Genomic DNA, 11,831 nt, shown 5'->3' with positions numbered 1-11,831 from the left:
ATTTCCATCTATACACAATATAAATAAAATTTTAAGAATATAGCATGATTGATTTGGAAATTTTCAATAGTGTAGGACAACTCTTTTTATTGCATAATAAATATAGATTTCAAAGCAAGCTAAATTTTATTTCGAAGTAAGCGTTATTGAAGTTTGTTTTAAAAAATAAGTGAGCTAGAAATCGATAATTTATGTATTAGTTCTGTCTTAACATCACTGAACAACATCATGAAGAATATGACACATCAAGAAACAAGCGACTAGATTTACAGCCAAGAATCAACTACAAGATTATTAAAGTGCTCATCATGTGCATAGGTAAACACCACATCTCATGCGCCTAATTTCATTTCAAACATAAAGACTAACATCTAGATAATCCAACACCCAAGTGAAACTACACGAATCAACTTCTCGTATGAAATGAAAGACATATTCTTAAACACACCAGGCCTAAACAACAATATAGAGTATGAAACGGTTTATGAGATGAGTCAGACATCACAACTATGATTTCCTATACAACTCAGAATAAGAATATATACTCATGTACATTTAGCACGAGGTACTAACAGTAGCCAAACAACGTACATTAAAAACTAGCCTTAATTCCCCAAATAATTTAAATATTTATATAACGTGTTTCAGTTTTACTTATCTATATAAATGTACGTACTATTTACGCTTTAGACATCAAGAACAATATTCAACTATAAGAAATAGAATAGAATTAATACTTTGCAGACTGAAGTAAATCTCTATGACGAGAAGCTTCAGTCTTTTATTTTGTTTGTAGGACGCGACTTTCTAATAAATAGGTAACATTATATTGTTGAGCCAATTCTTTTAAAAATGTCAGTAACTCATTTTTAGTAATTAAATCACTTTGAAAGTCATTTTTTAAAGTTTTAGATTGTTCTTTTTCTGCTTTAGTAGCATTATTTTTAAAATAACCCCACATATGGTCATAAGCATTAATAACTGTTCCTTTCGTAGGCTTACAACTCAATGCTTCCTCAATTTTTAATTGTACTTCTTGTAATGAGGGTGAAGATTTAAGTAGTTCACGAATTTCATTATAGGATTGTTGACTGTGTAGTAATACATGATACTTTTCTTCACGCCATAGTTTTTCGATATAGCCACGTTCTTTCATAACACTACTCCTTACTTTTTTATTAAAAATGATTAGCATCTCTTTGTTTGTATTTCCCAAAATGGACTGAATACAATCAAATGTATATTTGAAGAAAAAGAGTAAAAGTATATTGCTTTATTAATTGGAACCGATTACAATGAAGATAAACGAATGAAACCGGTACCATTTACAAGGAGGTTGAAATAATGAGTTATAAACAATCGGCTGAAGAAATTTTAGAAGCGATTGGAGGCGAAGATAATCTAGACGCGATGGCACATTGTGCGACGCGCTTACGTCTTGTTCTAAATGATGAAAGTAAAGTAGATGAAGAGAAGTTATCGAAAATGGATGTTGTGAAAGGGACGTTCTCTACAGGCGGGCAATATCAAATTATAATAGGCTCGGGTACTGTGAATAAAGTGTTTGCTGAATTAGAGAAAATTACAGGTAAAGAAGCTTCAACGACTGCAGATGTTAAAGATAAATCGACCAAGAATATGAACCCATTACAACGTTTTGTAAAAATGTTGTCTGATATTTTTGTACCTATTATACCCGCTATCGTAGCAGGCGGTTTATTAATGGGTATTAACAATCTTTTAACTGCCCCAGATTTATTTTATGATCATAAATCTTTTATAGAAGTTCATAGTCAATTTGCTGGTTTAGCAGATATGATTAATATATTTGCTAATGCGCCATTTACATTATTACCTATATTGATTGGTTTTAGTGCGACGAAGCGGTTTGGGGGTAATCCATATCTAGGTGCAGCATTGGGTATGATTTTAGTACATCCTGCGTTGATGAGTGCGTATGATTTTCCTAAAGCGTTAGAAGCTGGTAAAGCCATTCCTCATTGGGATTTATTTGGCTGGTATATTAATCAGGTAGGATATCAGGGACAAGTGTTACCTATGTTAGTGGCTGCTTATATATTGGCTACCATTGAAAAAGCTTTACGTAAAGTTATTCCAACCGTGTTAGATAATTTACTTACACCATTATTAGCAATTTTAATTACAGCATTTCTTACATTCTCATTTGTAGGACCAATTACAAGACAATTAGGTTATTGGTTATCAGATGGATTAACTTGGTTATATGAATTTGGTGGAGCGATTGGTGGCTTCATATTTGGTTTGTTCTATGCACCAATTGTTATTACAGGTATGCATCACAGCTTTATTGCGGTTGAGACAACATTAATTGCTGACCAAGCGAAAACAGGCGGCTCATTTATCTTCCCAATTGCGACTATGTCAAACGTAGCGCAAGGTGGCGCAGCATTAGCGGCATTCTTAATTATTAAAAATAATAAAAAGTTGAAAGGTGTTGCTTCTGCAGCAGGTATTTCAGCATTATTAGGTATTACAGAACCAGCAATGTTTGGTGTTAATTTAAAACTTAGATATCCATTTATTGGCGCGATTATCGGTTCAGCAATAGGCTCAGCTTATATCTCGTTCTTTAAAGTTAAAGCTATTGCGTTAGGTACAGCAGGTCTTCCTGGATTTATTTCAATTAATCCGGCACATTCAGGTTGGCTCCATTACTTTATAGGTATGTTAATTGCGTTTATCGTTTCTGTAGTAATAACTATTGTTTTATCTCGTCGAAACGCATATAAAGCAGCAGCAGAATAGTAAAAACTAAAGGTCAAAATCCTAATATCAATGTTAGGACTTTGACCTTTTTCATATAATTATTGATGTGTCACAGTTGCTGTTTACGCCATAAGAAGATACTGACGATCATTACAAGTATGAGAGAAATGCCAACTACGATAACCCAAGAGATATAACTCTTATCATCAATAGGAAGTGGCACGTTCATTCCAAAGAAACTAAAGACAAGTGTTGGTAATGTCAGTAATACGGTAAATAACGTCAAAGTTTTCATTATATTATTCATCTCATTAGATAATAATGAAGAATAGGACGTCGTAATACTTTCTAAGATACTTGTATAAAGTTCAGTTGTTTCAATTGCTTGGTTATTTTCAATTACTAAGTCTTCAAGTAAGTCTTCGTCTTCTTCAAAACGTTTAATCGCTGGTAAACGGAACAATTTTTTAATAATAGTATCGTTACCTTTTAGTGCGGCTAAGAAGTAAACTAAACTTTTTTCAACTTCCATTAATTTGTAAAGTTGCTTATTTGTAATATTATTTTTCAATTCACGTTCTATACGAATTCGTGATTTATTTAAAAGTCGTAAATTTCTGTTGTAGTGGTTAGAAATTGTTAACAGAATATCTAATGCGAAGCGACTATGATACTTCAAATTAACATTGTCTTGACGTGCATAATTTTCTAAGAATTCATTTTCAGCATCGCAAATAGTTAAAATAATTCCTTTTCCGATGACAATACCTAAAGGAATTGTTACGAATGAAAGTACACGTCGATTCGTAGAGCTAACGATTGGTAAATCGACGATAATTAATGAGTAACCCGTATCCTCATCATATTCAATACGTGCGCTTTCCTCAGAATCTAATGGATCTCGAATAAAGTCTTCAGGAAGATTGTATTGTTCCATTAATTCCTCGATTTCTTCTCTATCTGGTTCTACAACATTAATCCATGATGCAGAGCGATCTAATAGCGTTGTTTCAACAATTTCATTAGTCGTTGTATGTTTGTATGCAGTTAGCATGGTTAATGGTTCCTTTCATATTCAATTAGTCTAAGTTGTTTGAGTACGGGCGTATTGATTTTCTGCCATAATTCTTAATGGACCATTGTAAACGATTTTGAAAATGTGTTGCGTTAATTCGTCGACCGTAATACGATTTTCATCCTGTACCCAATATTTAATAGTAGAAATTGTGGCGCCCGCTACATAACTGTGGAAATACATTTCAGGTATACCATCAATTTCGTTATTAATACTTATATATTTTTGCATATTTTCTTTTATTAAGAAATAAATTTTATCCTCAAGCTTACTTTTTCTATCTAATTGAAGAATAGTGTGGTAAAAATCCATATTATCAGCAATGTGTTGTAAGATCTTCGTTAATGTATTACTTATAAATTCATCTGCAATTTTCTCAGGTGAACTAGCGTTAAATTGATTGAATTGCGTTAATGACCATATTTCAGAAATATATTCATCTTCCATATCTGATAATAGCGAATATTTATCTTCATAATGTAAGTAAAATGTACCACGATTAATATCAGCTTGATTTGAAATATCTTGAACAGTAATTCTATCGAGATCTTTTTCTTTTAATAGTTGTATAAAGGCTTTTTTTATTGCTGATTTTGTCTTTCTGATTCGCCTATCTTCTTTCATATATATCGACCTCCAATAAGTTATTAGACAAAAATAACTAATCTGTTCAAAACTATACGCTATTTGCATAATTGGTTATTGTTTATTTTTGACTACCTCATTATAATTTACAACGTATTAAATATTCAACACATTGTTCAATAAAAAATAGGAGGTATTAGAAGATGCGTATTTTCAAAAGTATTTTACTTTGGGCTACACCGTTAGCTGCGATTGCATTATTAGTAATCTTTTCTTTAGCATTTTATCCAGCATTTAATCCAAAACCTAAAGAAATGCCAATTGCAGTTGTAAATAATGATAAAGGCGTAGACATCCAAGGTCATAAAGTAAATATTGGTAAAAAAATAGAAGATAAATTAATGGATAGTCGTTCTGAAACAATTAAATGGATTAAAGTAGACGACGAATCTGATATTCAAAAAGATATGGAAAATGAAAAATATTATGGGGTTGCTATTTTTGATGAAGACTTCTCAAAAAATGCGATGAGCAAAACGCAAAAAGTAGTCATGGATAGCAAAAAGTCAGAAATGCAACAAAAGGTTGAATCAGGAGAGGTTCCACCTCAAGCAGCAAAAGAAATGCAAGAAAAAATGGGAAATAAAAGTGTTGATGTAAAACAAGCTACTTTCAAAACAATTGTTAATAAAGGTGTTAGCATGCAAGCATCTCAAATGGTGTCTAATGTTTTAAGTGGTATGGGCGATAACTTGAATAATCAAATTACAAAACAAAGTATCGATACGTTATCTAAACAAGATGTAAAAGTAGACGCATCAGATATTAAAGGTATTACAAACCCTGTTAAAGTTGATAATCAAAACTTACATTCTATTTCTAGCCATCAAGGTGGCGGGAATGCAGCATTCTTAATGTTCATGCCAGTATGGATGGGCTCATTAGTATCATCTGTATTATTATTCTTTGCATTTAGAACAACTAATAATACAGAAAGAAAACAACGTATTATTGCTTCATTAGGACAAATTGCGGTAGCAGTCATTACTGCGGTATTAGGAAGCTTTAGCTTCGTTTACTTCATGCATGGCGTATTAGGATTTGACTTCGGTTTAGGTCATATAAATCGTGTAGCATTATTCTTAACTATTTCAATGCTAGGATTTATTGGCTTAATCTTAGGAATTATGGTTTGGTTAGGTATGAAAGCTTTACCAATCTTTATTCTACTTATGTTCTTTAGTATGCAACTTGTTACATTACCTAAAGAAATGCTTCCAAGAAACTATCAAACATGGGTATATAGTATAGATCCATTTACGCATTATGCTAATTCATTAAGAAGAATTATTTACATGAATCAACATCTTACAATGAATACAACAACTTGGATGATGGTAGGATTCATGATCTTTGGGGTCATTTCAGTTATCGCATCTGCACTTGTTAGAAAGCATAGTACCAAACGTACTGAAGTACCATCATAAGAATAAGTTAAATGACCTCAACTTAACCACAATCATGGTTAAGTTGAGGTTAAGTTTCCAAAACAAAAATCAGAAAATTTAAACTTTAATATATCGATTGACTATTTTATAAAAGGGAGTATTATATTCGTTAGATATCTAACTAAATGGAGTGAGGATATGGAAACAACATATCAATACTTAATCAGAATGTTAGCTCATGAGATGAAAAATTATGCTGACAGAAAACTAGATGAGTACAATGTGACTCAAGAACAAAGTCATACGCTAGGTTATATCTATCGCCATAAAGATAAAAGTATCACGCAAAATGAATTATTAAAAACGTTTCAACGTAAGGGTTCAACGGTAAGTTCTACTTTAAAGAGCTTAGAGAAAAAAGGATTGATTTACCGTACTGTTGATCCTAATGATTCAAGACGTAAGAATTTAAAACTTACTGAAGAAGGCAATCATTTAGTAGAATCGTTTGTTAGTATTTTCGATGAAATTGAATTGATTTTAGTTAAAGATTTTGAGGACAGCGAGAAAGAACAACTGAAGTTATTTTTCGAGAGAATGTATGAAAATATTAAAAATGCAAATTAAATATAAACACGGGACCATACCCAATATTTAACTTGAGTTAAGTCCCGATTATTTTTGAATATATAGTTAGATATCTAATTATTAGATATCTAATATAAAAGGAGATTATGAAAATGAAAGACGAGCAATTATATTATTTTGAAGAATCACCTATATTTAAAGCGATGATGCACTTCTCATTGCCAATGATGATAGGTTCTTTATTAAGCGTTATTTATGGTATTTTAAACGTTTACTTTATTGGGTTTTTAGACAATAGCCACATGATTTCAGCAATTTCACTAACATTACCTATCTTTGCAGTATTAATGGCTTTCGGTAATTTATTCGGCGTAGGTGGCGGAACGTATATTTCACGTTTACTCGGTGCCAAAGATTACACAAAAAGTCATTATGTAAGTAGCTTTTCAATTTATAGTAGTTTTATTTTTGGTGTTATTATTGCTATCATTGCAACACCATTTACTGATCAAATTGCTAGCGTATTAGGTGCTAGTGGTCAGACATTAAAATTTACAAGCGATTATTTAAAAGTTCAATTTTTAAGCACACCATTTGTTATTCTATTCTTTGTCTTAGAACAATTTGCACGTGCAATTGGTAAACCTATTATTTCAATGATTGGCATGATTTCAAGTGTAGTATTGAACATGATTTTAGACCCTATTCTAATCTTTGGTTTCCACTTAGACGTAGTAGGGGCAGCATTAGGTACAGCAATTTCAAATTTAGTAGCCGCTTTATTCTTTATTATCTATATTGCAATTAAAGATGAGACTTTATCTTTAAATATCAAACATGCTAAACCAAGTAAAAAAATGGTTCAGGAAATTTTTAAAATAGGTATTCCAGCCTTCTTAATGGTTGTCTTAATGGGTGTTACAGGTTTAGTAGTTAACTTATTCTTGGCACATTACGGAAACTATGCCATTGCAAGTTACGGTATTTCATTCAGACTTGTACAATTCCCAGAATTAATTATTATGGGATTATCTGAAGGTGTGATTCCATTAATTGCATATAACTTTGTTTCTAATAAAACGCGTATGAAAGACACAATTAAAGCAGTTATTTTATCTATTGCAGCTATCTTTGCAGTATGTATGACTATCGTATTATTATTCGGTCATTCAATCGTTCAATTATTTAGTACTGATCCTCAAATCGTGACATTAGCTACATTTATTTTAAAAGTAACTATGACCTCTTTACTATTAAATGGCATTGGTTTCTTATTTACTGGAATGCTTCAAGCAACTGGTCAAGGACGTGGTGCTACAATCATGGCTATTGCGCAAGGTACTGTCATTATCCCAGTACTCTTCGTACTTAACGCTTTATTCGGCTTATCAGGTGTTATTTGGTCATTATTAATTGCTGAAACAATTTGTGCATTATTAGCTATGTTGATTGTTTACTTATTAAGAAATCAACTTACTGTCGATAAACAAGCGCTAATTGAAGAATAATTATTTTTTGAAAATAAAGAACATAAATTAATTTAAAAACTGAATAATTATAAAAGCGAAAGTAGGATAAAGGGTTGAGACAATAGAAAAGTCTCAACCCTTTTTTTGGATAAAAAGTGACAAATTAGAATTATTATTGTTAAAAATCATACATTATTTTATCATTATTAAATGAGCAAAATTTTATAGGAGGATGTCAATAGTGAAATTAAAGCGAAGTTCGAAAGTAGCTTTAGCCATCTTAATGATGTTTTTATTTATGTTGGTACCCAATTTTCAACATATCGCATCAGCACATGCTACTTTAGAAAAAACCACACCTTCACAGAATGGAGTAGTCTCAAAGCATCCTGATAATATTGAATTAACCTTTAATGAACCAGTTAATGCGGACTATTCTGGTATTACTATTTTCAATGATAAAGGTAAAAAAATTGGTGAAATAAAACCTTCAACAACCGGTCATTCTCAGACGTTAACTTTTCCTGCAGATAAAATAGGGCACGGAACGCACCAAATAGAATGGCATACGGTATCAGCTGACGGACATGAAATCAGTGACCGTTTCAACTTCTCAGTAGGAAAGCAAACAGCGAATGGCGTAGATACGACGCCAGCATTCTATGAAACGCCTAACTTCTGGTTTGGTGTATTTCGATATATAGCTGAAGGTGCCACAATTATATTAGTAGGTCTTTATTGGCTGAACGGTATTGCACGTCGTAACAACCTGTCGACGTTTGATGTCTTCCCAAGACATATCGCTGTATCTTTAATGATGATGATGGCCTATTTAATGTCATTAGTATTATATTTAATGACATTATCATCAGATGTGCTAGATGATGTATTGTCACTTAATCCAAGTGCACTCGTGCAATTCCCATACATTTTAAGTTCGATTGCCCTTATTATATTAAGTGGTCTCTTCGTACTAAGAAATATGGAGAAATCGTGGTACTGGATTGTATCGATTGCGATGATTTTAGCATTAAGTATGTCAGGACACGCGTGGTCTCAAAGCGTGCCACTATGGTCAATCATTTTAAGAACCTTACACCTTACAGGTATTAGTTTATGGTTAGGGGCACTTATTTATCTACTGACTTCTGTTTTCACTCGGAAAAGGGATGCCGTAGATTTACTGCGCGAAATTTTATTTAAAGTTAATGCTGCAGCCGTAGCAGTCATTATTCTGTCAGGTATATTAATGTCTATCGATGAAACGAAAATATTATCAATTTGGCATAATATGCAACCTTGGACAGTGTTCTTAATTATAAAAGTAGTAGGAACACTAATAATGATGGCATGTGGTTTCATGCAAACGACACGTGCATTGAATAAACGTTATAGAGTAAATAAAGTTTCATTAATAATAGAAGTAACAATTGGTTTATTACTTATCGTAGCCGGTGTAGTTATGAGTCAAATTAGTATTCCATAGTAAGGAGATAAGAAGATGTTTAAAAAATTATTAGCCATGAGTTTAGTGCTTTTCTTTTCAATAGGTTTCTTTAAATTTGCAGATGCTCACGTCACATTAAATCCTAAAGCAGTAGATCCAGAATCATACGAACGTGTGGATGTGCGTGTGCCAGTTGAACAAAAAGATCACACTGAAAAAGTAGAATTAGAAGTGCCAAAAGAGGTACAAGTCGTTAATATTCAACCTGTCGATGAATATAAATATAAATTAGATAAAGATAAAAAAGGTAACATCAATAAAATTACTTGGACAGCTAAAGGTAAAGGTATTGGTCCAGATGAATTTATCGATTTACCAGTTATTGTAGCAAGTCCTAAAGATGAAGGTAAATATTCATTTAAAGCCATTCAAACTTATGACAATGGTGATAAAGTGAAATGGGTAGGTAAAGAAAATAGCGAACACCCAGCGCCAACATTAGAAGTTAAAAAAGATGCGAATGCTGTAGCAGTGAAAGACGATAAATCTGAAGATGATAAAAAAGCAAGTGAACAACAATCTTCAGGTGGTTCAATTGCATTATGGATTATCTCAATCATTGCAATTATTCTTTCATTAGTTGCATTATTCAAACACGCTAGAAATAAATAATATTAGATTAAATAAGGGCAATTTCTATTTGTAAATAATAGAAATTGTCCTTTTACCTAGTTATTCTTACGTTTATTGTCAATTATTCTTGCTTTAAACTAGAGGATAATCAATTATAATAGTCTTGTGAGGGAGGATTTTGACATGCGTAGATTATTATATGCTTTTTTAGTCTATATGATTATTGGGCTATTTAGTGGATTTTACTACAGAGAATTAACAAAAGCACATCATTTTACGGGCGATACTCAATTAGCTGTAGTCCATACGCATACCCTAATTTTAGGGATGTTTATGTTTTTAATATTGCTACCACTTGAAAAAGTGTTTAAATTAAGTAGCTATTATCTATTTAATTGGTTCTTTATCATTTATAATATTGGTGTTGTAGTTACTGTAGGTATGATGATAACTAAAGGGACGTATCAAGTCACTGGTAAAAGCTTTTCACCTGAAGCATTTGCTGGCTTTGCAGGGATAGGTCATACTGGTATGCTAGCTGGATTATTACTATTATTTTTCTTATTACGTCAAGCTATTTTGAAAGAACCTAGAGATTAATATATGAGAATTAAGGAGTTAGACAGAAATTAAATGTCTTGCTCCTTTTTTATTATTGAAAATAAATATTAGCGAGGCATTATCATCTATTATAATGTAGTGATTTCTTCAACAATGTTAAGTCATGTAGTATAATGTACAAGAATTAATGATAAGAATTATCATTTAGATGGGAAATGATTTTAGGAGGCAATTATCATGCAAGACGTAACAATCATAGGGGGAGGACCAGCTGGACTCTTTGCGAGTTTTTACTCTGGTTTAAGAGGAATGTCAGTTAGAATTATTGATGTACAAGATGAATTAGGCGGTAAAATGCAAATCTACCCTGAAAAAATTATTTGGGATATTGGTGGCGTAGCGCCAAAGCCTTGTTACGAAATAATAAAAGATTTGATTGCACAAGGGTTACATTTCAATCCTGAAGTTAACTTAAATGAACGTGTTATAGATATTCGCAAAGTTGCGGAAAGACATTTTCAAATTGAAACGGATAAAGGTCATATTTATGAATCTAAAGCTGTGATATTTGCGGTAGGTGGCGGTATTATTAATCCTAAGCCTCTCAATATTAAAGGTGCTGAACGTTATAATATGACTAATTTGCATTATGTTGTTCAGTCATTTTCAAAATTTAAAAATAAAGATATTCTTATCTCAGGTGGAGGCAATACTGCGCTAGACTGGGCACGAGATTTAGCTAGTATAGCGAAGTCAGTGACATTAATCTATAGAAAGCCGGAAATACGTGGTTATGAAGCGATGGTTAAAGTATTACAAGATTTAAATGTAAAACTATTACCTAAAACGCAAATAAAAGAATTGATTGGTGATGCTGAAGATAAATGTATTCATGAAATTAAACTTGAGAATATCGAAACTCAAGAAGTACAAACACTGTCATTTGATGACGTAATTATTAGCCATGGCTTTGATCATGAGAATCCACTACTGGTTGAATGTTCTTCAAAGCTTGACTTATATGATGAGTATCGCGTTAAAGGATTTGGAAACACCACTACTAATATACCTGGTATTTATGCATGTGGTGATGTAGTTCATCATGAAGCGAAAGTTCATTTAATTGCAAGTGCATTTAGTGATGCGGGTAATGCGGCGAACTTAGCTAAAACTTATATTGAACCTGATGCTGCGAATGAAGGATATGTATCAAGTCATAATGATGTATTTAAAGAATCTAATAAAGCAGTTATTAATAAATATTTATAAATAATAAA

General features: G+C 32.1%; 11 protein-coding genes. 8 read left to right on the top strand and 3 right to left on the bottom strand.

Annotated features, from left to right (window positions below):
* Positions 1-781: 781 nt before the first annotated feature.
* Positions 782-1,156 (bottom strand): YbgA family protein, encoded by a 375-nt coding sequence (locus CD128_RS07070; protein WP_103329320.1) that lies wholly within the window; start codon positions 1,154-1,156, stop codon positions 782-784.
* A 188-nt stretch (positions 1,157-1,344) separates the two neighbouring features.
* On the opposite strand from CD128_RS07070, the gene CD128_RS07065 reads away from it, so the two are divergent.
* Complete coding sequence (locus CD128_RS07065; protein ID WP_103329319.1) at positions 1,345-2,787, top strand: sucrose-specific PTS transporter subunit IIBC; 1,443 nt, start codon at positions 1,345-1,347, stop codon at positions 2,785-2,787.
* A 70-nt stretch (positions 2,788-2,857) separates the two neighbouring features.
* On the opposite strand, the gene CD128_RS07060 is transcribed toward CD128_RS07065, so the two are convergent.
* Positions 2,858-3,802, bottom strand: a complete 945-nt coding sequence (locus CD128_RS07060) for a magnesium transporter CorA family protein (RefSeq protein WP_103329318.1) — start codon at positions 3,800-3,802, stop codon at positions 2,858-2,860.
* A gap of 30 nt (positions 3,803-3,832) precedes the next feature.
* On the bottom strand, positions 3,833-4,447 hold the full coding sequence (locus CD128_RS07055; RefSeq protein WP_103329317.1) for a TetR/AcrR family transcriptional regulator: 615 nt from the start codon (positions 4,445-4,447) through the stop codon (positions 3,833-3,835).
* Between the two features lie 164 nt (positions 4,448-4,611).
* On the opposite strand from CD128_RS07055, the gene CD128_RS07050 reads away from it, so the two are divergent.
* The 7 genes from CD128_RS07050 (at position 4,612) to CD128_RS07020 (ending at position 11,823) form a co-directional block, all read left to right on the top strand.
* Entirely contained in the window at positions 4,612-5,895 is a 1,284-nt protein-coding gene (locus CD128_RS07050) for a YhgE/Pip domain-containing protein (protein WP_103329316.1), read from the top strand.
* 159 nt (positions 5,896-6,054) lie between these two features.
* Positions 6,055-6,483, top strand: a complete 429-nt coding sequence (locus CD128_RS07045) for a MarR family winged helix-turn-helix transcriptional regulator (RefSeq protein WP_103329315.1) — start codon at positions 6,055-6,057, stop codon at positions 6,481-6,483.
* 113 nt (positions 6,484-6,596) lie between these two features.
* Positions 6,597-7,952 carry an MATE family efflux transporter gene (locus tag CD128_RS07040; protein ID WP_103329314.1) on the top strand — a complete coding sequence of 452 codons (1,356 nt, stop codon included), beginning with the start codon at positions 6,597-6,599 and terminating at the stop codon, positions 7,950-7,952.
* Positions 7,953-8,151: 199 nt separating this feature from the next.
* Positions 8,152-9,399, top strand: coding sequence for a copper resistance CopC/CopD family protein (locus CD128_RS07035; RefSeq protein WP_103329321.1), 1,248 nt, complete (start codon positions 8,152-8,154; stop codon positions 9,397-9,399).
* A 15-nt stretch (positions 9,400-9,414) separates the two neighbouring features.
* On the top strand, positions 9,415-10,032 hold the full coding sequence (locus CD128_RS07030; protein ID WP_103329313.1) for a YcnI family protein: 618 nt from the start codon (positions 9,415-9,417) through the stop codon (positions 10,030-10,032).
* Positions 10,033-10,176: 144 nt separating this feature from the next.
* On the top strand, positions 10,177-10,593 hold the full coding sequence (locus CD128_RS07025) for a DUF2871 domain-containing protein (protein ID WP_103329312.1): 417 nt from the start codon (positions 10,177-10,179) through the stop codon (positions 10,591-10,593).
* Positions 10,594-10,791: 198 nt separating this feature from the next.
* Entirely contained in the window at positions 10,792-11,823 is a 1,032-nt protein-coding gene (locus CD128_RS07020; RefSeq protein ID WP_103329311.1) for an NAD(P)/FAD-dependent oxidoreductase, read from the top strand.
* Positions 11,824-11,831 lie beyond the last annotated feature (8 nt).

Source organism: Staphylococcus croceilyticus, assembly GCF_002902575.1.
GTDB lineage: Bacteria > Bacillota > Bacilli > Staphylococcales > Staphylococcaceae > Staphylococcus > Staphylococcus croceilyticus.
Note: the sequence above shows the minus strand (reverse complement) of the source record. Positions and strands in the feature narration are given on the sequence as shown.

Bases quoted from the DNA above. Each gene is read 5' to 3' on its own strand.
- CD128_RS07065 (WP_103329319.1), top strand. From the start codon at position 1,345: ATGAGTTATAAACAATCGGCTGAAGAAATTTTAGAAGCGATTGGAGGC.
- CD128_RS07050 (WP_103329316.1), top strand. From the start codon at position 4,612: ATGCGTATTTTCAAAAGTATTTTACTTTGGGCTACACCGTTAGCTGCG.
- CD128_RS07070 (WP_103329320.1), bottom strand. From the start codon at position 1,156: ATGAAAGAACGTGGCTATATCGAAAAACTATGGCGTGAAGAAAAGTAT.
- CD128_RS07045 (WP_103329315.1), top strand. From the start codon at position 6,055: ATGGAAACAACATATCAATACTTAATCAGAATGTTAGCTCATGAGATG.
- CD128_RS07030 (WP_103329313.1), top strand. From the start codon at position 9,415: ATGTTTAAAAAATTATTAGCCATGAGTTTAGTGCTTTTCTTTTCAATA.
- CD128_RS07040 (WP_103329314.1), top strand. From the start codon at position 6,597: ATGAAAGACGAGCAATTATATTATTTTGAAGAATCACCTATATTTAAA.
- CD128_RS07020 (WP_103329311.1), top strand. From the start codon at position 10,792: ATGCAAGACGTAACAATCATAGGGGGAGGACCAGCTGGACTCTTTGCG.
- CD128_RS07060 (WP_103329318.1), bottom strand. From the start codon at position 3,802: ATGCTAACTGCATACAAACATACAACGACTAATGAAATTGTTGAAACA.
- CD128_RS07055 (WP_103329317.1), bottom strand. From the start codon at position 4,447: ATGAAAGAAGATAGGCGAATCAGAAAGACAAAATCAGCAATAAAAAAA.
- CD128_RS07025 (WP_103329312.1), top strand. From the start codon at position 10,177: ATGCGTAGATTATTATATGCTTTTTTAGTCTATATGATTATTGGGCTA.